Below are 25,044 nucleotides of genomic sequence, written 5' to 3'. Positions count from 1 at the left end.
CGGTCGGGGCTTCGGGTCGAGAGCCGGCCCGGACGGGAGGGAAGACTCATGACGTGGGACGGGAACGGTCGCCGTCGGGCGCAGGTGCTGGTCTTCGACGCCGACGACACGCTCTGGGAGAACAACGTCGTCTTCGAGCGGGTGATCGACGACTTCCTCGCCTGGCTCGACCACCCCACCCTCGACCGGACGCAGATCCGGGCCATCCTCGACGACATCGAGCGGGCCAACACGGTGGCGCACGGCTATGGCAGCAAGGTCTTCCTGCGCAGCCTGGGGGAGTGCCTGGCGCGGCTGCGCGAGCGGCCGGCCACCGACGGCGAGCAGCGGGAGATCGAGCGGTTGACCGTGGCGCTGGTGGAACGCCGGATCGAGCTGATGCCCGGGGTGGCCGACGCCCTGGACGAGCTGGCCGGTCGGCACGACCTGCTGCTGCTGACCAAGGGCGACCGGGAGGAGCAGCAGCGAAAGCTGGACGGCTCCGGGCTGCTGCACCACTTCCGGGCCGCGCACATCGTGCGGGAGAAGGACGTCGACACGTACCGGTGGCTCGCCGGTGAGCACGGCTTCGACCCGGCCAACGCGTGGATGATCGGCAACTCGCCGCGCTCCGACATCCTCCCCGCCCGCGCCGCCGGCATGAAGGCGGTCTTCATCCCGAACGAGAACACCTGGGTGCTGGAGGACGAGGAGCTGGACCCGACCGACCACGACGTCCTGCGCCTGGCCGCCTTCCCCGACCTGCTCCGGCACTTCTGAGCAGCGCGGGCCCGGCGTCGGCGGGAAAGCCCGCCTCGAACCGGAACAGCGCCCGCGGCGGCGGCCGTGTTACGTCGACATGCCGCTTTTCGATGTTGACAGTAATCACCCCGGCGATCGCCGCAGCGTGCCTTGTCCGGCCCGTCGGGCCGTGCCTAACCTGGTCCGACGTTCGCGGCCCTTCGGGGTGAGCCGTGAGCGCACGAAGTTCGGTGTGGGGCACAGGGAGCTGAGTGCACGCGGGTCGGCTCGTCATGGTGAGCCGGCGTGGGCGACGTGCCACGCGCACGCCTTCGCCACGACGATGCCCGCTACCCACACCGGACGGTTGGGTCAGGGTCGGGGAGTTGCGGACCCGACCCTGACCCGCACAGCGAAGGTGGCGGCGAGAGCGACACGGCCGTCCGGTAGGGCCCGCCGCACCCCGGAGCATCCCACTTATTGGACACCGTGGTGGGATGCCCTGCATCACACTCCGTGAGCCGAAGGCTGGTGGTGACCTAGCCTGGCCAGGTCGGGGCCGGCTCGCTCGTCACCATGCTCAGCCTGGTGGTCCCGCCACCGCCCGCACGCGTGGAGGGAATGTCGATGATCAAGATCAAGGTGTCGCGGGTGCGGCCGGAGAAGGTCGACCGGCTCAAGGCCTGGCTCGCCGAGGGCATGCGCCGGGCCGACGAGATCCGGGAGACCTTCGTGAACGAAGGCGTCACCCACGAACAGGGTCTCCTCCTCTCGACAGCAGACGGACCGGTCTTCGTCTACGTCGTGGAGTGTGCCGACTACGAGGCGGCCGCGAAGGCCTTCCGGGATTCGCCCTTCCCGATCGACGCCGAACACAAGGCCGTTCTCGCCGAGGTGCTCGACGGCGAGGTGGAGGCGCCCCTCCTGCTCGACGTGCGTCTCTGACCGCCGCCGCTGCGCCGCGCGGGACCACCGCGTCGACCGCCACCGGCGAGTCCGCGAAGGACAAGCGCGGGACGGTCGGACTTGCCAACCGGGCGTCACAGCTCAAGACCCTGCCGCCACAGACCACGCAGGTCGTCATCGTCGGCTCCAGCGGCTACGCCGACACCTACGCGACCCTGGAGGCGTACGCGAAGGTGCGGGGTCGCTGGTGGCACGCCTTCGCCCCGATACCTGCCAGGATCGGGGCGAAGGGGTTCAGCGACAACCACACCGAGGGCGTGCCGACCACGCCGACCGGGGTCTACTCCATCGGCCCCACCATGTACGGCATCGCCGCCACCAACCCGGGCGGGAACAGCGAGGCGCTGTGGCAGGAGGTGCCGGCGTACACGCACTTCGCCGAGCATCCACTTCCCCGAGCGGTACCAGCAGACCGCCATCCTGGTCCTCGGTGAACTGGCACTGATGGCGACGCTGCAGTTCGGCAGCGCGGTATCCACGCCCGCCCGGGTCGTCGCCCTCCTCACGGCGATCGCCACGGCGCTGCTGCTCTGGCAGATCTACGTGCTGCAGACCGACAAGTTCGTCGACCGGTCGGCACACCACCGTCCGCGGGGCGCGGTGCGCCTCGCGACGTACGTCTACGCCGTTCTGGTGACCGGGGTGATCGGCACCTCGGCCGGCGCGGAGCTCATCATCCACGAACCCCTCGGCACCACCCCTGCGACCTGGCTCATCCTCGCCAGCTCCGGTGGAGTCGGCGGTGCCTGCGGTGGTCAGACGGCGGTGCCCCGGACGATCGCCACGGCGACCCGGCAGAACTCGTCCATGTCCGGGTTGAAGCCGGCCGCGATGTCCGGGTGCAGGCCGGCCCGCGTCTCGTCGAGCAGCCGTTGGCAGACCTGTTCGACCGGCTCGCCGGCGTAGCCGGCGCGGATCCGTTCGGTGGCTGCCTGGAGCGCCGAGGTCAGCTGATCCTCCAGCGGGCCGCGCAGCTTCCGCTGCACCGGGTCCAGCCCGCGCGGGTCGAGCGTGACATGTGGCTCCGACATCGGCGCTCCCTTCGTCGGCGTCCGCGGTACCCCACCGCAGACGTCGGTCAAACCACGTTCGGTACGGCGGCCACCCGCACCTGGTACGAGAACTCTTCTGCCGGCTGCTCGACGTACGACAGCCGGCGGATCTGCCGGTCGTCGGTGTAGAGCGCGACGTCCACGAGGACGCCGAGGTGGGCGAGGCCGATGTTGGTCACCCTCTTCTTGTCCTGGAGCACCGCGCACACGCCGCCGAGCAGGGTGCTCGCGTCGGAGGTGCGGTGCCCGGGCGGGCAGCGCAGCACGAGGTCCACCTCGATCGGCCCGGTGAGCGGGGTCCAGCCGGTGTGCTGGGCCGCGGCCAGGGCCGCCTCGAGGAGGGCGCGGACCCTCGTCGCCTGCCGGTGCCCGGCGGCGAAGATGGACAGCGCCTCGGTCTTGACCGGTGGCAGGCCGCTCACCTCGAACGTCAGGGCGAGAGCGCGGGTGTCCTGCACGACGGCACCTCCTCGTTGCGGACGATCCTGCCCAACCGGTGGACCGGCGGTGGGTGTTCCCGGGAGAACCAACCGATCGGGCGGGGTGGGGTCGGCCGGAGGCGTATCGACGTCGGCGGCGTACGCGCTGGCAGTGGAGCTAGGAGAAAGCTAATGCACCGGGCCGAGCCTGGGTAGCGTCGTCGTTCACTGGGTGGGACGCGGCGCGAACGCGCAGAACTCGTTTCCTTCCGGGTCGGTCATGATCCACCAGTCGATCTTGTCGTCCCGTGCTCGGACCAGCGTCGCGCCCGCCTCGATCAGGGCGGTCGGCTCCGGGTCGGCCAGCCCGACGTCCCAGTGCATCCGGTTCTTGACCGTCTTGCGCTCCGGCACCGGCATGAAGATCCAGTAGTCCCAGGGGAGGCCGGCGGCGCCGACCAGGCGCGCGTACCCCTCGTCGCTGGTCTCGACAGTGCCGCCCACGATCCGGGCCCACCAGGTGGTCTGCGCGACCGGGTCGGCCGCGTCGACGACCAGCGCCAGCGGCCCGGGTGGCGAGCCCTCCTCGGGTGGGAAGGCGCAGAAGACGTTGCCGTCCGGGTCGGCCAGCACCCACCAGCCGAGCTCGGCGTCCGGCTCGCGGAGCAGCGTCGCCCCGGCCGCCAGCAGCGCCGTCGGTTCGGCCTCGGCCATCCGCAGGTCGAGGTGGACGCGGGTCTTGCCGGTACGCGGTTCGGGCACCGTGTTCATCCAGATCGACTCGGCGTCGGACCGGGCGGCCCGTGGGTCGACGCGGGTGTCGCCGTCGCCGAGGTCCACCAGCTTCCCGTCGAGGAGGCCGGCCCAGAAGGCGCCGAGCCGGTGGGCGTCGGCCGCGTCGAGGCAGAGGTCCTTGAAGTGCGCGATCACGGTGCCATCATCCGGCAGGGATGTGACGTCCCCGCAAACTAATTGGGGCAGCCTGCCGTGGCTGGGTCGGGGGCGCGGGGTTCGATGCCCGCTTCGTAGGCTCCTGGTGTGACGCACATCGAGTTGACCACGCCCCGGACGCTGCCGCCCACCAACGGATACAGCCAGGTGGCTCGTGTCGCCGCGGGCAGCCGGTTGGTGTGGACGTCCGGTCAGGTCCCGATCGCGGGGAACGGCGAGCCGGCGCCCGCCGGGGACTGGGCTGCCCAGACCCGCCAGGCCATGCAGAACGTCGGGGCCGCCCTGGCCGCGGCGGGCGCGACCTGGGCCGACGTGTTCAAGCTGACCTTCTACGTCGTCGACACGTCGGCGCTGCCCACGGTCAGGGCCGTGCGCGACGAGTTCGTCGATGTCGACCGACCGCCGACCAGCACCCTCGTTCAGGTCGCCGGACTCTTCCGGCCCGACCTCTTGATCGAGATCGAAGCGGTCGCTGCCGTCGCCGAGGACTGAATCGCTGCCCGGTCGAGGCCGATCCTCCGCCGTCGGGCGGCCGCACCTGCCCGCCGTATCCGGTCAGCGTCCGCGCACCTTCCCCGAAGTTGTCGTCTCGGGCGTGCCGGAGGCGACAACTTCCCTGATGTTGCCGGGGCCTGAGCATCACCGTGAGTGGTCATCGCCACGCGGGGTGTGCGTGATCGTGATGTTTCGCGACTTCGCAGGTCGGGCAGTGTTGGGGCCACGAAACGTCCGGGGTCGATCATCCGCTGGTCGGAGCACCGGCCGTCTCGCCGTGCCGGGGCACGGTGGCCTTCCCCGGCACGTGGCCGAGCAGAGGGGGGAGGGGAGATGAACGAGCCCGACGAGGCCGTACGTCGACGCCGACCACGGGTGCGTGCGGTGGCGGCGGCCGCCGCGGTGGCGCTGGCGGCGCCGTTGGCGGCCTGCGGTTCCGGTGGGGACGGCGGCACACCCACGATCAACCTGTACTACCCGCCGGAGCAGAACCTCCAGAAGGTGGTCGACACCTGCAACACCGCAGCCGGCGGCCGATACAAGATTGTCTACCGGGTGCTGCCGCGGCAGGCCGACGACCAGCGGGTGCAGCTGGTCCGCCGGCTCGCCGCCGAGGACAGCGGCATGGACGTGCTGGGGCTGGACGTGACCTGGACTCAGGAGTTCGCCAGCGCCGACTGGATCCTGGAGTGGACCGGCCAGGACAAGGCCGAGGTGGAGCAGGGCACGCTCGCCGGTCCGCTGGAGACCGCCCGCTACCAGGGCCGGCTCTACGGAGCGCCGAAGAACACCAACGTGCAGCTGCTCTGGTACCGCAAGGACCTGGTGCCCGAGCCGCCGAAGAGCTGGGACCAGATGATCTCCGCGGCGCAGGAGCTGAAGCGGCAGGGCAAGCCGTACCAGATCCTCACCATGGGCGCCCAGTACGAGGGTCTGGTCGTCCTCTACAACACCCTCGCGGAGAGCGCCGGCGGGCGGATCCTCAGCGACGACGGCGGCAAGGCGGTGATGGACGAGGGCACGGTACGGGCGCTGGAGCAGTTGCGGAAGCTGGCCACGTCGGGCGTGACCTCGCCGTCGTTCAGCAACGCCACCGAGGACCCGGTGCGGCTGGAGTTCCAGTCCGGCGCGGGCGCGTTCCAGGTGAACTGGCCGTTCGTCTACCCGGCGATGCAGGAGGCCAACCCGGACCTCGCCAAGCAGGTCGCCTGGGCGCGGGTGCCCGGCATCGACGAGAACACCCCGAGCAAGGTCACCATCGGCGGGGTCAACCTGGCGGTCAGCGCGTACTCGAAGCACCCCGAACTCTCCTTCGCGGCGGCCAAGTGCCTGCGTGACGAGCAGAACCAGAAGTTCTCCGCGATCAACGACGGGGTTCCGCCGACCATCGAGAAGGTCTACGCCGACCCGGAGATGGCCGAGGCGTACCCGATGCGGGACACCATCGTCGAGGAGCTGAAGGAGCCGGCGGTGCGCCCGCTGACCCCGGCCTACCAGAGCATCTCGACGGTGATGTCGGCGGTGCTCTCGCCGCCGTCACAGATCCGGCCCCAGCAGACCGCGGACGAACTGCGCGAGGCCATCGCCGACGCGCTCGAGTCGAAGGGGGTGCTGCCATGAGCGAGCGGATCAGGCGGTTCAGTGCGGTGCAGTCTCGTGGTGTCGTCGACCGAAGGGAGGCGACGGCATGAGCGAGCACAGCGAGCGAATCAGGCGGTTCAGCGCGGTGGAGTCTCGTGGTGTCGTCGACCGAAGGGAGGCGACGGCATGAGCGAGCAGACCGCCACCCGGAGCACCGGTCGGCACGCGGCTGTTCCGGCCCAGCGGTCGGGGCGGGGCCGGGCGCCGTTGAGTGAGAACAAGAAGTCCGAGCGCCGGCTCGGCTGGCTGCTCTGCGCGCCCGCCGCGCTGGTGATGCTCGCCGTGACGGCGTACCCGATCATCTACTCGGTCTGGCTCTCCCTGCAGCGCTTCGACCTGCGCTTCCCCGACGAGCGTCGGTTCGTGGGGCTGGAGAACTACGTCACGGTGCTGACCAACGAGTTCTGGTGGACGGCGTTCGGGGTGACCGCCCTGATCACCGTGGTCACCGTCGCGGTCGAGTTGGTGCTCGGCATGGGGCTGGCGCTGATCATGCACCGGACGCTGGTCGGCCGGGGCGTCGTGCGGACCGCCGCGCTGATCCCGTACGGCATCGTGACGGTGGTCGCGGCCTTCTCCTGGCGGTATGCGTGGACGCCCGGCACCGGCTACCTGGCCAATCTGTTCAGCGACGGTGCGCCGCTGACCGAGCGGGCCAGCTCGCTGGCGATCATCATGCTCGCCGAGATCTGGAAGACCACCCCGTTCATGGCGCTGCTGCTGATGGCCGGTCTGGCGCTGGTGCCCGAGGACCTGCTCAAGGCGGCCTCCACCGACGGGGCGACCGCCTGGCAGCGGTTCACGAAGGTGATGCTGCCGGTGATGAAGCCGGCGATCCTGGTCGCGCTCCTCTTCCGCACGCTGGACGCGTTCCGGGTCTTCGACAACATCTTCGTGCTCACCGCCGGCGGCAACGAGACCTCGTCGGTGTCGATGCTCGCCTACAACAACCTGATCCGGGGCTTGAACCTCGGCATCGGCTCGACCATGTCGGTGCTGATCTTCATCGCCGTGGCGATCATCGCGTTCGTCTTCGTGAAGCTCTTCGGCACCGCTGCCCCCGGCAGCTCGGACGACGAGAGGCGTTGAGATGGCTGTCGAAACCACCACCCGGGCGAAGCTGCGGTGGGGCCTGCTGGACGTCATCGTGGTCGTCTTCGCGCTGGTCCCCGTGCTGTGGATCGCGTCGCTGTCGTTCAAGACCCCGGCCACCCTGACGGACGGGAAGTTCCTCCCCCGTGAGTGGACGCTGGAGAACTACCGGACGATCTTCGCCACCGACCAGTTCGTACGCGCCCTGGTCAACTCGATAGGTATCGCGTTGATCGCCACGCTGATCGCGGTGGTGCTCGGCGCGATGGCCGCGTACGCGATCGCCCGGCTGGACTTCCCCGGCAAGAAGCTGCTGGTCGGGGTCTCCCTGCTGATCGCGATGTTCCCGCAGGTGTCGCTGGTCTCCCCGCTGTTCGAGATCGAGCGGCAGATCGGGCTCTTCGACACCTGGCCGGGGCTGATCCTGCCGTACATCACCTTCGCGTTGCCGCTGGCGATCTACACGTTGTCGGCGTTCTTCAAGCAGATCCCGTGGGACCTGGAGAAGGCGGCGAAGATGGACGGCGCCACCCAGGGGCAGGCGTTCCGGCGGGTCATCGCCCCGCTGGCCGCGCCGGGCCTGTTCACCACGGCGATCCTGGTCTTCATCTTCTGCTGGAACGACTTCCTCTTCGCCATCACGCTCACCTCGACGGAGCGGGCCCGTACGGTGCCGGTGGCGTTGTCGTTCTTCACCGGCGCGTCCCAGTTCGAGGATCCCACCGGCGCGATCTGCGCCGCCGCCGTGGTGATCACGGTTCCGATCATCCTCTTCGTGCTCTTCTTCCAGCGCCGCATCGTCTCCGGCCTGACCTCCGGCGCAGTAAAGGGATAGGTGGTAGTCGTGGCTGACATCGTGCTCGACAAGGTGAGCAAGCGGTTCCCGGACGGGACCGACGCGGTGCGGGACGTCGACCTGGAGATCGCCGACGGCGAGTTCGTGATCCTGGTCGGCCCGTCCGGCTGCGGCAAGTCGACCACCCTGAACATGATCGCCGGGTTGGAGGACATCAGCTCCGGCGAGCTGCGCATCGGTGGTGAGCGGGTCAACGACAAGGCGCCCCGGGACCGCGACATCGCCATGGTCTTCCAGTCCTACGCGCTCTACCCGAACATGACGGTCCGGGAGAACATGGCCTTCCCGCTGCGCCTGCAGAAGTTGGACCGGGAGACCATCAACTCCAAGGTCGAGGAGGCGGCGAAGGTCCTGGAGCTGACCGCGCTGCTGGACCGCAGGCCGGCCAACCTCTCCGGCGGTCAGCGGCAGCGGGTGGCGATGGGCCGGGCGATCGTACGCCAGCCGAAGGCCTTCCTGATGGACGAGCCGCTCTCCAACCTGGACGCGAAGCTGCGGGTGCAGATGCGGACGGTGGTGTCCCGGCTGCAGAAACAGCTCGGCACCACCACCGTCTACGTCACCCACGACCAGACCGAGGCGATGACCCTCGGCGACCGGGTGGTGATCATGCGGGGCGGTCAGGTGCAGCAGGTCGGACCGCCGCAGGAGCTGTACGACCATCCGCGCAACCTCTTCGTGGCGGGCTTCATCGGCTCGCCGTCGATGAATTTCCTGCACGCCGCCGTCGAGGAGGGCGCGCTGCGTACCGCGCTCGGGGACGTACCGATCGGTGACCGGTTGCGCCGCGAGTTGGAGGCGGCCGATGCGCCCCGGGAGCTGATTCTCGGGGTCCGGCCGGAGCATTTCGAGGACGCCGAGCTGGTCGACGCGGAGACCGGGCGACGGGGCCTGGAGTTCGAGGCGCCGGTGGAGATCGTCGAGTCGATGGGCTCGGACAAGTACGTCTACCTCACGGTGGAGGGGGAGCGGGCGAGCGCCGCCGAGCTGGAGGAGCTGGCCGCCGACGCGGGCGCGGCCGACCTCACCGGTGGCGGGGCCAACCTGGTCACCCGGCTGTCGGCGGAGTCGTCGGTGACCGAGGGGGAGACCCGGCGGGTCTGGTTCAACCTGGAGAAGATCCACCTCTTCGATCCGGCGAACGGCCGGAACCTGACCCTGCACGAGGGTCGTGCCGCCGGCGCGCTGGCCGGCTGAGCGTGGTCGCGTGACACGGGCCGGCGGGGGAGTCCACCTCGCCGGCCCGCCGGTCCTCTCGGCCCGGCAGCGGGCTGGGGCGGTGCTCTCCGGGCCGGTCGAGCAGCCCGCGCTCGGGGGCCGGCATGTTTCCGAGCGCCGAGCGCCGAGCGTGGGCGGGTTCGAGCCGTCGACAGCGTCAGGCGAGCCAGTCGACCCGCAGCGGCAGGCCGAGGAACTCGGCGTAGCGGGTGAGCGCCTGTTCCGCCCGGGGGCGGTCCACCGTCGCCAGCGGCGTCACGCCGATCTTCACCTGGGTCTTGCCGATTGTTCGCCGCCACGTGCCCACCACGCGCCCGCCGGACACGATCGTGGGCTGGAAGACGCCGTTGTTGCCGGGGATGATCGCGGCGCGGTGGGCCGGATCGAGCATGAGCGAGCGGTCCTTGTAGCCCAGCAGGTACTCGTCGAAGCCGGGCAGCGCCAGCACGTCGTCGACCGGAGCCGGGGCGGTGTCCGGCAGCGCCGCGTCGACAAGCATCTCCTCCCCGTCGACGGTCACGGCGGTCAGGGCGTCACCGGCAGCCGCGAACCCGCGTCGGGCGTCGGTGAGGGTCAGCCCCGTCCAGCCCGCGAACTCGCGGGCGGTCACCGGGCCGTGTGAGCGGACGTAGCGGTGGGCGAGGATCGCGAGCGCCTCGTCCCGTTCGGGCCGGCGCGGGTCGGGCGCCCACTCGTCCAGCAGCGCGAAGGTCTGCTCCGTGCCGACGTTCGGCGCGACGCAGGTCACGCCACGCACGCTCGCATACCAGAGCAGGTGGTAGCCGCGCTGGCCGTCGGTGCCGATGCCGGCGGCGTTCAACGTCTCCAGGCAGCGGGCCCGGGTGAGCCGCCCGCCGCCGGCCAGCGCGGTGCCGAGCACCTCCACCGCCCGCTCCGCGTCGGTCTCGTCGATGCCGAGGGCGGCCCGTCGCGTCGCCGCGCCTGACAAGGAGCGGACGCCGGTGAGTTCCAGCATCCAGCGGGCGTCGCGGGACGGGACGAGATGGACCGTGCCCCGCATGGGCCAGGTGCGCAGCGCTTCCCGCCGTTCCAGCGCGGCCTGCACGTCGGCCAGGGTGTGGGTGGGCAGCCGGGCCCCGAGCGACCAGAGCCCACTGGCCACATCCTGCGCTTGCATGGCCCCGAACCACTCGACCACCTCGGCCACCGTGCCCGGCCGCCCGCCGAGCCGTGGGGGCAGCAGGAGACTGGCCATCCGCCGGGCCAGCGCCTCGCTCGTGGTCAGCCGCATCGGATCCCCTCCACCGGTCGCGCGTCAGTCTAGGCGCGGCCACCGACAGCTTCGCGCCGTCGGCACGGCCAGGCATAACGGTCCGGGGAGCGGGGATGCGACGGCGCAAGTACGCGCGCCGCGCGTGCGGAAGGGAGAGCCATGACTGCGTCCAGCGAGCCGATGCGGGGCGGCGCGCCGGCCCGGTCCCGGGCCGATCGCACCCCAGCCAAGACCAGCACCGCCGCGACCTTCGCGCTGGTGTTCGGCGTGTCCGCCCTGGTGTGCACGCTGACGGCAATCCTCGCCTGGGCCGGGATCATTCTCGGCATCATCGGGATCATCGTCGGCGTCTTCGGGCTCCAGATGGCCAAGCGGCCGGGCGTGACCGGTCGGGGTGTGACCATCGGCGGCCTCACACTCAGCATCATCGCGTTGATCCTCGGTCTGGTGTTCATCGCGGGGGTCGCGACGTTCCTCAACAACCAGGGAGCGGCGGACCGACTGCAGGAGCAGGTCGACGACCTGCGTAATCGGGTCTCGTGACCCGGAACGGGGACGGGCGGGCGGCCGGCGCCGCCGTACGGTGACGCCGGCCGCCCCGATCGCGCTCCGCCGGCCTCCGGGCCGGCGGAGCGCGATCCCCCGTCGCTCGCCCCGAGCGAGACCCGAATCCACTTCCCGCGCCGCGCGCGGACCCCGGCGGATCGGAGCCGCTCGGGGACGTTTGTCGCAGAAGGTGACGGGTAGTCGCCGGAGCTGACACAGGGAAGGGGACGTTCCGATGGCTGACCGGGTCAAGGTAGCGGTGATCTACTACAGCGCCACCGGCACCACCTATCAGATGGCGCAGGCCGCCTGCGAGGCCGCCGGCGATGCGGGCGCCGAGGTGCGTCTGCGCAAGGTGCGCGAGCTCGCGCCCGACGAGGCGATCCGCTCCAACTCCGGCTGGCACGCCCACCACCTCGAGACCCAGGACGTCCCCGAGGCGATGGTCGACGACCTCTCCTGGGCAGACGTGTTGATCTTCGGGTCGCCGACCCGGTACGGCGTGGTCGCCGCGCAGCTCAAACAGTTCATCGACACCACCGGCCCGCTCTGGTCGCAGGGCGGTCTGGTCAACAAGGTCTGCTCGGCGTTCTGCACGACGGGGACCAGCCACGGCGGCCAGGAGACCACGCTGACGTCGCTCTTCTCGGTCTTCTACCACTGGGGCGGCATCGTGGTGACCCCCGGTTACACCGACACCAGCCAGTTCATCGCGGGAAACCCCTACGGCGCCTCGCACACCAGCAACAACGGCGAGACCGCACCGGACGACATCGCCCTGACCGCGACCGCGCTGACCGCCCGGCGCGCGGTCCAGATCGGCGCCGCCGTGAAGAAGGGCCTCGCCGGTTGAGTCGTCACCGGTGACCCGGCGGTCGGCCCGGCGGAAGCCACCGCCCGGCCGCCGGCACCACCGCTAGGCCGGCTCGGCCGCGGATCGGGTCACGCCCGTCGGTCCGAGCCGACCGGCGGCCGGCAGCAGCGCCGGCAGCAGTTCGGCCAGCACCGTCAGCCCGTCCGGGCTGAGCACCGACTCCGGGTGGAACTGCACCCCGGCGAAGCCCGGCCCGCGCAGCGCGTGCACCGCGCCGTCCGACTGGTCGCGCGCCAGCTCCACCCGGCCGTACGGGGTGTGCAGATCGTCGGCCCCGGCGCGTGCGGTGAAGGTGGCGTAGAAACCCACCCGGCGGGGCGTGCCGAAGACGTCGACCTCCTGCTGAAGCCCCTGGTAGGGGGCGATCCGCTGGTGCAGCGGCAGCCCCAGCAGCCCGGCCAGCAACTGGTGCCCCAGGCAGACCGCGAGGGTCGGTCGTCCGGCGGCCAGCAGCCCGGCCAGCAGCCCGCGCAGGGCCAGCATCTTCGGCTCGGTCGTGCTGCCCGGGTCACCCGGGCCCGGGCCGACCACCACCACGTCGTACCCGTCCGGCGGGCCGGGCGCGTGCCACGGCCGTACGGTCACGGCCAGGCCGAGCGCCCGCAACTGGTGGGCCAGCATGCCCGTGAAGGTGTCCTCACCGTCGACGATCAGCGCCGAGCGCCCGGCCAACGCCGGCAGCGCACCGGCACCCGGGGCCCGCTGGTCCAGCCAGAACCGGGCCAGCGGCGCGTTTCGCGCGGCGAGCGCGGCGCGTACCCGCGGGTCGTCGGCCAGCCGCGGCACCGGCCCCCGGGCGGTCCGGGCCGCCTGCGGGCCGAGTCCGAGCGCGGCCAGCACACCGGCGGCCTTCGCGTGCGTCTCCGCCACCTCGCCGGCCGCGGAGGAGTGCCGGACGAGCGTGGCGCCGACCGGGACCCGCAGCGCCCCGTCGGGGGAGATCTCGGCGGTGCGGATCAGGATCGGCGCGTCCAGGGTCTGCCGGCCGGCGTCGTCGTGGCCGAGCAGGGCCAGCACTCCGGCGTAGTAGCGCCGCCCGGTGCGCTCGTGCCGGGCGATCACCCGGCAGGCGTTCTCCATCGGGCTGCCGGTGACCGTCGGCGCGAACATCGTCTCCCGCAGCACGTCCCGCACGTCACGGGTGCTCCGGCCGGCGAGCAGGTACTCGGTGTGCGCCAGGTGGGACATCTCCTTCAGGTACGGGCCGACCACCTGCCCGCCGTCCTCGGCGACGGAGGCCATCATCTTCAGCTCCTCGTCGAGAACCATGTAGAGCTCCTCGATCTCCTTCCGGTCGGCGAGGAAGCGCAGCAGCGCGGCGGGGTCCGGTTCGGCGCCGCCGTGCCGGAACGTGCCGCTGATCGGGTTCATCATCACCAGGCCGTCGTCGACGCTGACGTGCCGTTCCGGGCTCACGCCCACCAGCACCCGGTCGCCGGTGTACACCACGAAGGTCCAGTAGGCGCCGCGCTCGGCCAGCAGCAGCCGGCGCAGCGCCGCGAACGCGGCCACCAGGGGCGGATCCTGCACGGTGGCGGTCAGCGTGCGGTGGATGACGAAGTTGGCGCCCTCGCCCCGGCCGATCTCCTCGGCGAGCACCCGCTCGACCGCGGCGGCGTATGCCTCGTCGGTGATGTCGAAGGCCGCGCCGCTGGTGCGCACCGGGCGGTCGGGGAGGGCCGCCAGGGCCTCGGTCAGGCCGATCCGCTCGTGCCGTGAGATCTCCAGGCACTCCAGCGGCATCCCATCGTCGACGCAGGCGAAGCCGCGTTCGGTGATCTGCCGGTAGGGCACCAGCGCCAGGGTGCGCGGGCCGGGCGCACCCTCGGGCAGGGGGATGTCGGCGAGCCGGTCGACCGTGCGGACCGGGCCGGTGAACAGCTCCAACCGGTCGGCATCGGCGCGGCGGACCAGCGCGAACGGGCCCGGGTCGGCGCCGGCGGAGACCGCGGCGAGCAGGTCGTGCAGGTGGGTCATCGGATTCTCCTGGGCCGGGGTCGCCCGGTGCGGGCGGACCGGGGGCTCTGGGAGATCCGGCGACCGCCTCGACAGGCGGCCGCGTGGGAAGCTACGCGCGGAGGATGGCCGCCGGGTCGGCGGGCCACCAGCAGGTGAGGTGCGCGAGCATGGGCCCACCCTACGGGTTGCCGGGCCCGCGCGGAAGCCGATCCGCGTACGCCTCACCCGACCGATGCCTGCGCCGGACGTACAGCGGGTAATTTGACCGGCGATGAACATTCTCGCGCTCGACCTGGGCACCTCGTCGGTTCGCGGGCTGGTGCTCGACGACGAGACGCAGCCCGTGCCCGGCGCCCTGGCGCGGCGCAAGGTCAGCCTGGCCGTCGGCGACGACGGCACCGGGACGCTGGAAGGGCCGGACTACGTCGCCTGCCTGGTCGAGTGCCTCGACGAGCTCGCCGGGTTGGGGCACCTGCGCGACGTCGAGCTGGTGGCGGTCTCCGGGCAGTGGCACTCGGTGGTCCCGCTGGACGCCGCCGGCGACCCGCTCGGGCCGGCGCTCACCTGGCTCGACACCCGGCCGATGGCGCCGGCGTCGATGACGGGTCCGGCCGACCCCGACGACTACCACCAGCGCACCGGCACCTGGTGGCACCGCGGCTACTGGTCGATGCGGTTGCCGTGGCTGCGCGAGCGGACCGGCAGCCGGGTGGCGCGCTTCGCCGGGCTGGTCGAGTACGTACTGGGTCAGCTGCTCGAAGCGGCGCCGATGTCGATCTCCCAGGCGTCCGGCACCGGGCTGCTCGACCTGCGGACGCTCACCTGGGACGACGAGGCGCTCGGGCTGGCCGGCGCGCGCCCCGGCGAACTGCCGGAGCTCGCCCCGATGCAGTGGCGCGGGCGGCTCCGACCCGACCGGGCGAAGCGGTGGCCGGCGTTGGCCGGGGTCGGCTGGACGGCGGTGGTGGGTGACGGCGGGGCGTCGAACGTCGGCTCGGGGTGTGTCGAACCGAGCCGGGCGGCGGTGACCGTCGGCACCTCCGCGGCCGTGCGGTTGATGCAACGGGTGCCGGCCGGGCAGGAGCTGCCCCGGCTGCCGGAGCGGCTCTGGCGCTACCGCGTCGACCACGACCACGTGGTGACCGGGGCCGCGTACTCCTCCGGTGGGAACCTCTTCGCCTGGGCCAACCGGGAGCTGCGGTTGCCCGGCGGGGCGGAGCTGGACGCGGCGTTGGCGCTGATACCGCCCGGCGGGGGCCGTCCGGCCGACCCCCGCTACGGCGGCGACCGGCCGCCGGGGCTGGCGCCGGCCGGCAGCGGCGAACTGCGCGGGTTGAGCTTCGGCACCACGGCGGTGGACATCCTGGCCGGGCTCATGCAGGGCCTCTGCGAGCTGGTGGCGCGGGACCTCGACGTGCTGGAGTCCACTGTCGACAGGCAGGTGGCGGTGGTGCTGGGCGGCGGGGCGATGGCCGCGTCGGTCTGGTGGCGGCAGGCGTTCGCCGCCGCGCTCGCCCCGCGAGCCGTGTCCCACCAGCGGAATCCGGAGATCGGGGCGACGGGAGCGGCGCTTGTCGCATTGGGACGGTTCGAGGTGGCCGTCGAGTTGGCCGACATCGGCCGGACGGATGAATTGATCTCACCGACCACGACAGGTCGGTCCCGCCCACCGTATTCTTCCTGAACCTCCGTGGCGCTCGAGCCGTTGACACCGCTCCCGCGCCTGGTTGGATGGACTCCGCTCCCCGGTCGCGGTGGACGCGAGGGGAGGAGGAGGCAGCGTGCGCGTAGGTGCGGGCCCGTCGCTCGGCTCGGTGGCCGGTCAGCACCGACGTCGATTCGACGAACGGGTCGTGCCGCACCGACGGCGCTCGCCGATGCGGCTGCGCGACTGGCGGATGCGGACCAAGCTCGCCACCGTGCTGGTGGTCCCGTCGGTGGCCTTCCTGGTCCTGGCCGGTGTGCAGACCAGCGCCCTGGTCGGGCAGACCACGGTGCTCAGCGACTTCGCCGAGCAGGTCGGCATCGGTCGGCAGATCACCACGGCGGTGCACCGCATCCAGCAGGAGCGCGACCGCACGGCCGGTGAGCTCGCCGAGCTTCGCCGGGCGGCGGGCTCGGCCGACCGTACCGCCGCGATCGAGGAGTTGGAGCCGTCGCGGGCGGCCACCGACCAGGCCGTCGCGGACCTGCGCCGGGCGGCGGAGCCGCTGGCCGACGCGGACGCGTCCTGGCGGGTGGCGTACTCCGAGGTGCTGGAGGCGTACGACCGGGTCGTCTACATCCGCCCCGCCGTGCCGGCCGCGGTGCTCAGCAGCGACACCATCCTGAGCAACTACCACCGGGCGGTCAGCGCGCTGCTCGACCTGCTCGCCGAGCCGAACCCGGGACAGGGCCGTCCGGCGCTCAGCGACGCCGTGCTGCGGTACGTGCAGTTCGCTCGCGTCAAGGAGCTCGCCTCCCGGATCCGCGCCGAGCTCTACGCGGCGGCCCGGGCCGGCCGGTACGGCTCGGAGGACCAGGTCGTCCTCTCCGATCTTCGAGCACAGCAGCTCACCGCGCTCGGCGCGTTCCGGGTCGCGGCCACCACCGAACAGGTCCGCCGGTACGACCGGATGTCGGTCGACCCGGCGTTCGCCACGGCCGCCGGGCTGGAGGAGCGCAGCCTGCCCACCGGCGGGGTGACGCCCGCCGTGCTGCCCGCGTCGCAGTGGTGGGCGGCGAGCGAGCGGCGGCAGGAGCTGCTGCGGCAGGCCGAGGAGAGCGTGCTGGCCGACGCGGTCCGACAGGCGGACGACGCCGCGACCGGGCAGCTGCGGACGACGCTGCTGGTGGCCGGCGGGATCGTCGCGGTGCTCCTGGTCGCGGTGCTCATCTCGCTGCTCATCGGCCGGTCGATCGCCAGGTCCATGCGCCTGCTGCGTAGCCAGGCCCTGCGGATCGCGCAGGTGGAGCTGCCGGACGCTCTGGACCGGCTGCGGACCGTCGGCGGTGGGGTGCCGCACATCGAGGTCGCGCCGGCGGTGGTCCGCTCGCTGGACGAGATCGGCGAGCTCGCGGAGGCCTTCGTGGCGGTGCACCGCAGCGCGGTGAGCGTCGCCGTCGAGCAGGCGTCGATGCGGCGCAACGTCAACGCCATGTTCGTGAACCTGGCCCGCCGTAGCCAGGTGCTGGTGGAGCGGCAGCTCGAGCTCCTCGACGACCTGGAGCGCGAGGAGAACGACCCGGATCAGCTGGAGAACCTGTTCAAGCTGGACCACCTGGCCGCCCGCATGCGGCGTAACGACGAGAGTCTGCTGGTGCTCGCCGGCAGCGAGTCCACCCGCCGGTGGCAGCGGCCCGTCGGGCTCGGTGCCGTCCTGCTCGCCGCCGCCGCGGAGATCGAGCAGTACCAGCGCGTCCGGCACGAGTCGGTGGCCGACCTGCACGTCGTCGGTCACGCCGTCGGGGAGCTGGTGCACCTGCTCGCCGAGCTGTTGGAGAACGCCACCGCCTTCTCCCGGCCCGACACCGTGGTCTCGGTGACCGCCCGCGCCGACGGAGCGGACGCCGTCATCGAGATCACCGACCGGGGCCTGGGCATGAGCCCGACCGCGCTGGCCGAGGCGAACGCCGTGCTCGCCACGCCGCCCGCCGCCGACGTGGCGACCGTCGAGCGGATGGGTCTCTTCGTGGTCAGCCACCTGGCGGCCCGGCTCGGCGTCCGGGTGGGGTTGCACGGCGGGCAGGGGGGCCTGGTGGCCGTGCTCCGGTTGCCGGGCACGCTGCTCGCCCCGGCGCCGACGGAACAGCTCGACGCGGCGCTCCCGGCGCGGATGCTGCCGCCCGGTTACGCCGCGGCACCGGCGGCCGGCGCGGTCGACCTGCCGGTGGCGGGACGCCGACCGGTCGCGGTGCCGCGCCAGCGCCGACCGCTGCCGGTACGCGCCGAGGACGTGCTCGTCCCCACCACCACCGACCCCGCCGGCGGCTGGTGGTCACGGCCGGCGTCGCCGGCGTCGCCGGTCCCCGGACCGGCTCCCTCGTCCGCGACCCCGGTCACCGGGGGCGTGAACGCGCGGGGCCTGCCGACGCGCGTGCCCATGGCGCAGCTCGCGGCGCTGAACGGGTCGGTACGACCGCAGCCGGGGCCGTCGGCGCACGACCCGGACCCGGACGCGGTCGGCGGAATGCTCTCCCGCCTCTACAGCGGAGTACGGCGGGCCGAGGCGGAGGACACCACCGAGATACCTGTGCCGCCGCCCGGCGGGCGCGGGGAGGGAGGACGACAGTGACGACGTTGAGTCAGGAGGCGCGTGACCTCAGCTGGCTGGTCAGTGGCTTCGCCGAGCGGGTGCCCGGTGTCGCCCACGCGGCGGTGGTCTCCTCGGACGGGCTTCTGGTGGCGATCTCCGACCACCTTCCCCGCGACAACGCGGACAAGTTGGCGGCGGTGACCTCCGGGTTGATGAGCATCACCTCGGGTGCCGCGCAGATGTTCGACGGGGACGTCGTCAAGCAGACGGTCGTCGAGATGGGCCGCGGCTACTTCCTGGTCATGCAGGTGCGTGACGGCTCGATCCTCGCCACCCTCGCGGCCGCGGACGCCGACATCGGCGTGGTGGGCTACGAGATGGCCCGGCTCGCCAAGCAGGCGGGGGAGATGCTCACCCCGGCGCTGCGGGCCGAGTTGCAGCAGGCGTTGCCGCGTTGAGCGACGCCACCGCCGTACGGTCGGCTCTCCCCGGGTCCGGTGCCCCGGACCCGGGGTGCCGGGCCCGGGGCGGTGAGTCCGTGGCTCAGAGGCCGTTGTCGGCGATGACCGTGCGGTACCAGTGTGCGCTGCGCTTGGGGATGCGCCGCTGGGTGGGGTAGTCCACGTACACCAGGCCCCAGCGCTGGTCGTACCCCTCGTCCCACTCGAAGTTGTCGAGCAGGGACCAGACGTGGAAGCTCTCCAGCGGCACCCCGTCGGTCAGCGCCCGGTGCGCGGCGGTCAGGTGGTCGCGGAGGAAGGCGACCCGTGCCGCGTCGTCGACGGTGTCGTCGGAACCCAGGGTGTCCGCGGCGGGCAGTCCGTTCTCCGTCACCATGATCGGGACCGGCCCGTAGTCGCGGGTGACCCGGGTCAGGATGTCGTACAGGCCCTCGGGGTAGATCTGCTGCCACTCGGCCTGGGACACCGGCCGGCGTCGGGCGGTGCCGCCCTGGGCGGTCACGTAGATCGGGGTGTAGTACTGCACGGCCAGGATGTCGATCGGCGCGGAGATGACCTCCAGGTCGCCGTCGGCGATGCCGCGCACCATCCGGCTCTCCGGCCCGAGGTCCGCCAGCACGTCCTGCGGGTAGCGGCCGGTGAGGGCGGAGTCGAGGTAGAGGCGGTTCTCGTAGCCGTCGTAGAGCCGGGCGGCGGCCGCCGCCTCCGGCGAGTCGTCGGCCGGGTAGCAGGGGTGCAGGTTGAGCGCCGGTCCGATCCGGCCGGGGCCGGTGGCGCGCAGCGCCCGGACGGCCAGACCGTGCGCGAGTTGCAGATGGTGGGCGACCAGGTAGGCGGCCTCCCGGTCCTGCCGGCCGGGCGCGTGGTGCCCGGAGAGGTAGCCGTTCTGTACGACGGTCTTCGGCTCGTTGATGGTGAGCCAGGTCGGTACCCGGTCGCCGAGCGCGCGGAACAGCGTCTCGGCGTACTCGGCGAAGCGGTACGCGGTGTCCCGCGACTCCCAGCCGCCGGCGTCCTGGAGCGCCTGCGGCAGGTCCCAGTGGAACAGGGTCGCCATCGGGGTGATCCCGCGTTCGTGCAGGCCGTCGAGGAGGCGGCGGTAGAAGTCGAGGCCGCGCTGGTTGGGCGCGCCGGTGCCGTCGGGTTGGATTCGCGGCCAGGCGATGGAGAACCGGTAGCTGCGCAGCCCGAGGTCGCGCATGAGGTCGAGGTCCTCGCGGTACCGGTGGTAGTGGTCGGCGGCGACGTCGCCGGTGTCGCCGTTGCGGGTACGTCCCGGAGTGCGGCTGAAGGTGTCCCAGACCGACTCGCCCCGGCCGTCCTCCTTCGTCGCCCCCTCGATCTGGTAGGCGGAGGTGGAGGCGCCCCAGCCGAAGCCGGCCGGGAAACGCAGCGGCGTTCGCCGTGGGGTGGGCATCGACATCGGTTCTCCTCGTGGGCCGGGCGCCCACGTGCGGGAGCGCTCCCATGATTATGGCAGTACGCCTCTCGACGCGCACCGACCACCGGACGGAGACCGTTCGTTGGACGAAGCGCGGAAAAAAGAGGCCGACGCGGGATCACGCGCGGGAGTTTGACGGAGTAACGTACATCACTGGAGAGGCCGCTCCCCCCGTGGCGGCCTCTCTCCTACTTTGTGGAGCGCCCGTCCCCGCCGTCGCGGGTCAGCCTTCCGCCGGCTCGACCGGATGGCGCAGCCCGGGGTGACCGGCCGGCAGCGATCGACGCACCACCACCCAGCTCACCGCCAACGCCGCCGCCACCAGCGGCCAGGTGAGCGCGACCCGCGTCGCCACCAGCGCCACCACCTGCCCGCCGAGATAGAGCGGGACGAACACCGCGACCCGCAGCAGGTAGGTGGCGGTCCAGATCCAACTGCCCCGCCCGTACGCCCGCACCAGCGCCGCGTCCCGCCGCCACCGGGTGCGTTGGCCGAGCGCGGCGCCGACCACCACGCCCAGCAGCGGCCAGCGCAGCAGGATGCTCACCGCCCAGGCCAACGCGCTCGCCGCGTTGGAGAGCAGTTGGAGCAGGAAGAAATCCTCGGCCCGACCGGTGCGCAGCGCGATCAACGCGGCCACGCAGACCGCCAGCAGCCCGATGAGCACCGAACGCGGCCGGTCACCCCGGCGCAGCCGCCAGACCGCCACCCCGGCGCCGGTCACCACCGCGGCACCGACGCCGGCCCAGATCGACTCGCCGGCCAGCAGCCAGCCCGCGGCGAACGCCACCGGCGGCAGGGTCGCGTCGATCGCGCCCCCGCGGCCGCCGAGCAGGTCGGCGAGGGACTCCGGGCGACCCTGATCGCTGGTCGCGGCGCCCGCGGGTCGCTGCGGCACGCGCTCCGGGGGCGGGGCCTCGTGCTGCGGTCCTCCCGTCACCGTCACCTCCTGACCTCGGTCCAAACCTAACCGTAGGAAGAGGTCGGCCCACCCGCCGCCCACGTTCGCGCGCTCGCTACCGTTGGCGCGTGCGGGCGACGGCGAGGGGTTGGACGGCGGCCTGGCTTGTCCTGCTCGTTCTGGTGCAGGTGGCCGCGTTCATCGTGGCCTGGCGGGTGGCCCTGCACACCGGGCTCGGCCAGTGGATCGACACGGTGGCGCTCACGGGCAACCGGATCGGGCAGGATCGTATCGACGAACCGGTCGACCGGATCCTCAACGCCATGTCGGTGGTCTCCCTGCTGGCCGCGACCGTCGTGATCGGGTTCATCGCCCTGATGCGGGGCCGGATCGCGCTGGCGATCACCGCGACCCTGCTGATCGCCGGCGCCAACGTCACCACCCAGCTGCTCAAACACGGGCTCTCCCGTCCCGACCTCGGCATCGACCTCGAACGCATCTACGCCGGCAACAGCCTGCCGAGCGGGCACACCGCCGTGGCGGCGTCGGTGGCGGTGGCGCTGGTGCTCGTCCTGCCGGCCAAGGTGCGCGCGCTCGGCGCGTTCGTCGGCGCCGGCTACGCGGCCGCCGCCGGCGTGGCGACCCTCTCCGCCGGCTGGCACCGGCCCAGCGACGCGCTGACCGCGTTCCTCGTGGTGGGGGTCTGGGCGGCGCTGGCCGGGCTGGTCCTGCTGGTGACCCAGCGCGAGCAGGCGCAGATCTCCACCGCCGACGCGCACCGGGTCGCCACCGTGGTGCTCGGCGTCGGCGGGGTGATCGCCCTGGTCCTCTCGGGGCTGGCTCTGGGCTGGCTGACGGACCTGCGTGCCGTCGCGCCGGACGCGCTCTCGCGGCGGGCGCTCTTCGTCGCGTACGCCGGGAGCGCGGCCGGCATCGCCGGAACGATGGCGGTGGTGATGGCGCTGGTCCTCGCCGTGGTGCACCGGCTGGTGCCGCGTCACCAGGGCTGAGGCGGCACCGGCCGGGCCGGTGTGGGAGGGAGCCGCGTCGATCAGCCGTTCGGGCGCGACTCGATCGCCTGGAGGGACCACGAGTTCCCGTCGGGATCGCGGAAGTAGACGAAGGTGCCCCAGGGCTGCGGGTCGACCTCGCTCGCCTCGACGCCCGCGTCGAGCAGCTGCCGGCGCGCCGCCGCGGCGTCGGCGACCACCACCTGGATCTCCTGCGTGCCAGGGGTCTTGTCGGTGATGCCGTCGCCGATCACGATGGAGCACGCCGAGCCGGGCGGGGTCAGCTGAACGAACCGCAGGCTCTCGTGCACCCGGTGGTCGTGGTCGGCGTTGAAGCCGACCTTCTGGTAGAACGCCTTGGCCCGGTCGACATCGGTCACCGGTACGGGGATGAGCTCGATCTTCCAGTCCATCGGTCCACCGTAGGGCGTGGATACGACAATTCCCGGTCGCAGCGCGGGCACCCGCCCGTCGAGTCCCGGGCCGGCCGACCGGACAGGCGACGTGAGAGGGTTGCCAGCTGGTGTCTTCCTGGCGGTCTTTAGCGATCGGTGGTGGACTCTGGTGTCCAGTAGCGGGTGAGATGGGGGTTTCGAGCTGCTCGGTGACGGCTGGGTGACGATCTCGTTGCGGAAGCGGTCGGGCAGGGTGCAAACGAAGACGTGGTCGTTGGCCTGTTTGCGCGGATGGTTCCTGTCGGTGGTCGTCGTTATGGTGACGGCCGTGCAGGTGGTCCAGGCGTACCGGTTCGCTCTTGACCTGACGCCGGTGCAGCAGCGGGCGGTGCTGGCGCATGCCGGGGCGGCGCGGGTCGCCCACAATTGGGCGCTCGCCCAGGTGAAAGCGATCATGGACCAACGCGCAGCCGAACGCTCCTACGGCATCGCGGATGCCGAGCTGACTCCGGCCATTGGTTGGACGTTGCCGGCGCTTCGCCGGGGTTGGAATGCGGCGAAGGAGGGTGTGGCGCCGTGGTGGCGGGAGTGTTCGAAGGAGGCGTTCAACACCGGTCTGGACGCGCTCGCACGTGGGCTGAAGGCGTGGGCTGATTCTCGGTCAGGGAAGCGGGCTGGACGGCCGGTCGGCTTCCCGCGCTTCAAGTCCCGCCGCCACACGACCCCGTCGGTGCGGTTCACCACCGGCACTATCCGTGTCGAGCCGGATCGTAAGCATGTGGTGTTGCCGAGGTTGGGTCGGCTGAAGCTGCACGAGTCGGCGCGGAAACTGGCCCGCCGCCTCGACAACGGCACCGCCTGGATCATGTCCGCCACCGTGCGCCGAGACCGCACACGCTGGCACGTGTCGTTCACCGTCGAAGTCGACCGCGCCGAACGAACGCCGGCCCGGCCCGGCTCGACGGTCGGGGTGGATCTCGGGATCACGCATCTGGCCGTGTTGTCCACCGGTGAACAGGTACCCAACCCGCGTCACCTGGACGAGGCGCAGCGCAGGTTGCGGATCCTGGGGCGGCGCCTGTCCCGCCGGCAAGGCCCCGACCGGCGAACCGGTCAACGCCCCTCGAACCGGTGGCAGCGTGCCCGAGCCCGGCTGGGTCGGGCGCATGGCCGGGTGGCGAACCTACGCTGCGACGGGCTGCACCAGATCACCACAAGGCTGACCCGCGAACACGGCACGATTGTGGTCGAAGACCTGCACGTCGCCGGGATGCTGCGTAACCGGCGGTTGGCGCGGCGGGTCGCGGATGCCGGGTTCGCCGAGTTGCGTCGGCAGTTGGCGTACAAGACGGAGTGGAACGGTGGGCGGTTGGTCGTCGCCGATCGTTGGTATCCGTCGAGCAAGACCTGCTCGGGCTGTGGCGCGGTGAAAACCAAACTCGCCCTGTCCGAGCGGACCTACCACTGCAGCGTCTGCGGCCTGACCCTGAACCGGGACCTGAACGCCGCATACAACCTGGCCGCCCTCGCGGCCGACTACGATACCGCCGGGAGTGGCCCGGTGGCAGGACGTGGAGCCAACCATAAGACCCCGCTTGCGGGGCTGGTGGCCGTGAAACGTCAACCCGGCGCCGCACCCCCGCGGATCAGACCGGGACCGTCCCACCGCAAGGCGGGACTACCCAACAGACGCTCACTAGAGCGCACTGAAAGGTAACGGTACCGGCGGTGGAAGGAGCAGCCGTGCAGACGGTACGAGCGGCATTCCGGGACGAGTGCGCCCGGCTGGGCGAGGCGCTGCACGGCCTCTCCGAGGCGGACCTCGACCGGCCGACCGACTGCCCGCCCTGGACCGTCCGCGAGCTGCTCGCGCACGTACGCAGCGGCGTGGGCCGCCCCGCCGACATGCTCGCCGCGCCCGCCCCGCCACGGGCGGAGGTGGACGCCGCCGGCTACTTCGGGGCGCCGAAGTTCACTCCGGAGGTCGACGCCGCGCGCGTCGACAGCGGCCGGCGGGAGGCCCGCGAACTCGACGGCGCGGCGCTGGTGGCGGACTTCGACCGGGCCTGGCGGGCGACCGACGTCGCGGTCGCGGCCGCACCCGCCGACCGGGTGGTGCGCACCCGGCACGGCGACGCGATGAGCCTCACCGAGTTCCTGCGCACCCGGGTGGTGGAGGTCGGTGTGCACGGCCTGGACCTCGCCGCCGCGCTCGCCCGCGAGCCGTGGCTCACCCCGACCGCCGCGCAGGTGATCGCCGACCTGCTGGCCGGTGGGCGGCCGATCCCCGCCGAGCTGGGCTGGGACCGGCTGACGCTGATCCGCAAGGCCACCGGGCGGGCGCCGCTCGGCGACCGGGAGCGGGCGGCCGTCGACGCGGCCGGTCTCCGCCGGCTCTCCTTCGGTGGCTGACCCGCCCCCTACGCCTGATTCACGCGAGGTCGACGAGGTCGGGGTATCCGCACCGGTCGACAGGTCCGACCACAGCCGGCGACAGCGAGCAGCTCGCCGATGATCAGGCTGTCCGACATCCGTGGCTACGGGCCGCGGAGCCGCCCGGACGTCGCGGCGAGCCGGT

Annotated in this window: 24 protein-coding genes and 1 pseudogene; 17 read left to right on the top strand and 8 right to left on the bottom strand. The window is 72.1% G+C overall.

Features of this window, described 5'->3' with window-relative positions; all coding sequences use genetic code 11:
• Positions 1 to 48 precede the first annotated feature (48 nt).
• The 4 genes and pseudogenes from E1211_RS01360 to E1211_RS33825 form a co-directional block, all read left to right on the top strand.
• A complete protein-coding gene (locus E1211_RS01360; RefSeq protein ID WP_132344481.1) occupies positions 49 to 759 on the top strand; it encodes an HAD family hydrolase in 711 nt (236 codons plus the stop codon).
• 588 nt (positions 760 to 1,347) lie between these two features.
• Positions 1,348 to 1,665: a DUF6176 family protein gene (locus tag E1211_RS01355; protein WP_120683442.1), complete on the top strand. Its 318-nt coding sequence runs from the start codon at positions 1,348 to 1,350 to the stop codon at positions 1,663 to 1,665.
• 194 nt (positions 1,666 to 1,859) lie between these two features.
• Positions 1,860 to 2,120 carry a hypothetical protein gene (locus E1211_RS33160; protein ID WP_243709272.1) on the top strand — a complete coding sequence of 87 codons (261 nt, stop codon included), beginning with the start codon at positions 1,860 to 1,862 and terminating at the stop codon, positions 2,118 to 2,120.
• A pseudogene (locus tag E1211_RS33825) lies at positions 2,071 to 2,391 on the top strand (low temperature requirement protein A); the annotation flags it as partial. The gene E1211_RS33160 and the pseudogene E1211_RS33825, both read left to right, overlap by 50 nt.
• Before the next feature lie 50 nt (positions 2,392 to 2,441).
• Here E1211_RS33825 and E1211_RS01345 read toward each other — a convergent pair.
• From E1211_RS01345 to E1211_RS01335, 3 genes are all read right to left on the bottom strand, one after another.
• Positions 2,442 to 2,717, bottom strand: coding sequence for a hypothetical protein (locus E1211_RS01345; RefSeq protein WP_120674016.1), 276 nt, complete (start codon positions 2,715 to 2,717; stop codon positions 2,442 to 2,444).
• A gap of 47 nt (positions 2,718 to 2,764) precedes the next feature.
• The gene (locus tag E1211_RS01340) at positions 2,765 to 3,196 is read right to left on the bottom strand and encodes a hypothetical protein (protein WP_132344479.1); all 432 of its coding nucleotides are present in this window, start codon (positions 3,194 to 3,196) and stop codon (positions 2,765 to 2,767) included.
• A 186-nt stretch (positions 3,197 to 3,382) separates the two neighbouring features.
• A complete protein-coding gene (locus E1211_RS01335; RefSeq protein WP_132344477.1) occupies positions 3,383 to 4,087 on the bottom strand; it encodes a VOC family protein in 705 nt (234 codons plus the stop codon).
• A 108-nt stretch (positions 4,088 to 4,195) separates the two neighbouring features.
• Here E1211_RS01335 and E1211_RS01330 point away from each other — a divergent pair, with 108 nt between their 5' ends.
• The 5 genes from E1211_RS01330 (at position 4,196) to E1211_RS01310 (ending at position 9,389) form a co-directional block, all read left to right on the top strand.
• On the top strand, positions 4,196 to 4,600 hold the full coding sequence (locus tag E1211_RS01330; RefSeq protein WP_132344474.1) for a RidA family protein: 405 nt from the start codon (positions 4,196 to 4,198) through the stop codon (positions 4,598 to 4,600).
• Between the two features lie 336 nt (positions 4,601 to 4,936).
• Entirely contained in the window at positions 4,937 to 6,223 is a 1,287-nt protein-coding gene (locus E1211_RS01325; RefSeq protein WP_132344472.1) for an ABC transporter substrate-binding protein, read from the top strand.
• 147 nt (positions 6,224 to 6,370) lie between these two features.
• A complete protein-coding gene (locus E1211_RS01320) occupies positions 6,371 to 7,333 on the top strand; it encodes a carbohydrate ABC transporter permease (RefSeq protein ID WP_132344470.1) in 963 nt (320 codons plus the stop codon).
• Between the two features lies 1 nt (position 7,334).
• A complete protein-coding gene (locus E1211_RS01315; RefSeq protein WP_132344468.1) occupies positions 7,335 to 8,171 on the top strand; it encodes a carbohydrate ABC transporter permease in 837 nt (278 codons plus the stop codon).
• A gap of 9 nt (positions 8,172 to 8,180) precedes the next feature.
• Positions 8,181 to 9,389 (top strand): ABC transporter ATP-binding protein, encoded by a 1,209-nt coding sequence (locus E1211_RS01310; protein WP_132344466.1) that lies wholly within the window; start codon positions 8,181 to 8,183, stop codon positions 9,387 to 9,389.
• 178 nt (positions 9,390 to 9,567) lie between these two features.
• Here E1211_RS01310 and E1211_RS01305 read toward each other — a convergent pair whose 3' ends face one another.
• Entirely contained in the window at positions 9,568 to 10,662 is a 1,095-nt protein-coding gene (locus E1211_RS01305) for a winged helix DNA-binding domain-containing protein (RefSeq protein WP_132344464.1), read from the bottom strand.
• Between the two features lie 141 nt (positions 10,663 to 10,803).
• Between E1211_RS01305 and E1211_RS01300 the strand changes: the two genes are divergently transcribed.
• On the top strand, positions 10,804 to 11,187 hold the full coding sequence (locus tag E1211_RS01300) for a hypothetical protein (RefSeq protein ID WP_132344462.1): 384 nt from the start codon (positions 10,804 to 10,806) through the stop codon (positions 11,185 to 11,187).
• Between the two features lie 238 nt (positions 11,188 to 11,425).
• On the top strand, positions 11,426 to 12,043 hold the full coding sequence (wrbA, locus tag E1211_RS01295; RefSeq protein WP_132344460.1) for an NAD(P)H:quinone oxidoreductase: 618 nt from the start codon (positions 11,426 to 11,428) through the stop codon (positions 12,041 to 12,043).
• Positions 12,044 to 12,106: 63 nt separating this feature from the next.
• Here wrbA and E1211_RS01290 read toward each other — a convergent pair whose 3' ends face one another.
• Positions 12,107 to 14,041: an anthranilate synthase family protein gene (locus tag E1211_RS01290; protein WP_132344458.1), complete on the bottom strand. Its 1,935-nt coding sequence runs from the start codon at positions 14,039 to 14,041 to the stop codon at positions 12,107 to 12,109.
• A 253-nt stretch (positions 14,042 to 14,294) separates the two neighbouring features.
• Between E1211_RS01290 and E1211_RS01285 the strand changes: the two genes are divergently transcribed.
• The 3 genes from E1211_RS01285 (at position 14,295) to E1211_RS01275 (ending at position 18,716) form a co-directional block, all read left to right on the top strand.
• Entirely contained in the window at positions 14,295 to 15,707 is a 1,413-nt protein-coding gene (locus tag E1211_RS01285; RefSeq protein WP_132344456.1) for an FGGY family carbohydrate kinase, read from the top strand.
• Between the two features lie 97 nt (positions 15,708 to 15,804).
• Positions 15,805 to 18,297 (top strand): nitrate- and nitrite sensing domain-containing protein, encoded by a 2,493-nt coding sequence (locus tag E1211_RS01280; RefSeq protein ID WP_243709271.1) that lies wholly within the window; start codon positions 15,805 to 15,807, stop codon positions 18,295 to 18,297.
• Positions 18,298 to 18,302: 5 nt separating this feature from the next.
• On the top strand, positions 18,303 to 18,716 hold the full coding sequence (locus E1211_RS01275; RefSeq protein WP_207915143.1) for a roadblock/LC7 domain-containing protein: 414 nt from the start codon (positions 18,303 to 18,305) through the stop codon (positions 18,714 to 18,716).
• Between the two features lie 85 nt (positions 18,717 to 18,801).
• On the opposite strand, the gene E1211_RS01270 is transcribed toward E1211_RS01275, so the two are convergent.
• Together E1211_RS01270 and E1211_RS01265 are read right to left on the bottom strand one after the other, a co-directional pair.
• Positions 18,802 to 20,142, bottom strand: coding sequence for a GH1 family beta-glucosidase (locus tag E1211_RS01270; RefSeq protein WP_132344453.1), 1,341 nt, complete (start codon positions 20,140 to 20,142; stop codon positions 18,802 to 18,804).
• Between the two features lie 241 nt (positions 20,143 to 20,383).
• The gene (locus tag E1211_RS01265; protein WP_371686105.1) at positions 20,384 to 21,100 is read right to left on the bottom strand and encodes a DUF3159 domain-containing protein; all 717 of its coding nucleotides are present in this window, start codon (positions 21,098 to 21,100) and stop codon (positions 20,384 to 20,386) included.
• Between the two features lie 89 nt (positions 21,101 to 21,189).
• Between E1211_RS01265 and E1211_RS01260 the strand changes: the two genes are divergently transcribed.
• Positions 21,190 to 22,071, top strand: coding sequence for a phosphatase PAP2 family protein (locus tag E1211_RS01260; RefSeq protein WP_132344451.1), 882 nt, complete (start codon positions 21,190 to 21,192; stop codon positions 22,069 to 22,071).
• 41 nt (positions 22,072 to 22,112) lie between these two features.
• On the opposite strand, the gene E1211_RS01255 is transcribed toward E1211_RS01260, so the two are convergent.
• Entirely contained in the window at positions 22,113 to 22,484 is a 372-nt protein-coding gene (locus E1211_RS01255; RefSeq protein ID WP_132344449.1) for a VOC family protein, read from the bottom strand.
• Positions 22,485 to 22,686: 202 nt separating this feature from the next.
• Here E1211_RS01255 and tnpB point away from each other — a divergent pair, with 202 nt between their 5' ends.
• Both tnpB and E1211_RS01245 read left to right on the top strand, forming a co-directional pair.
• Entirely contained in the window at positions 22,687 to 24,183 is a 1,497-nt protein-coding gene (gene tnpB / locus E1211_RS01250) for an IS607 family element RNA-guided endonuclease TnpB (protein WP_207915140.1), read from the top strand.
• Between the two features lie 26 nt (positions 24,184 to 24,209).
• Positions 24,210 to 24,878, top strand: coding sequence for a maleylpyruvate isomerase N-terminal domain-containing protein (locus E1211_RS01245; RefSeq protein WP_243709270.1), 669 nt, complete (start codon positions 24,210 to 24,212; stop codon positions 24,876 to 24,878).
• The last annotated feature ends 166 nt before the right edge of the window (positions 24,879 to 25,044 follow it).

Origin of the sequence: Micromonospora sp. 15K316, from assembly GCF_004348525.1 — a bacterium.
In the GTDB taxonomy this organism is placed as follows: Bacteria; Actinomycetota; Actinomycetes; order Mycobacteriales; family Micromonosporaceae; genus Micromonospora.
This window is presented reverse-complemented; position numbering and strand designations above follow the sequence as displayed.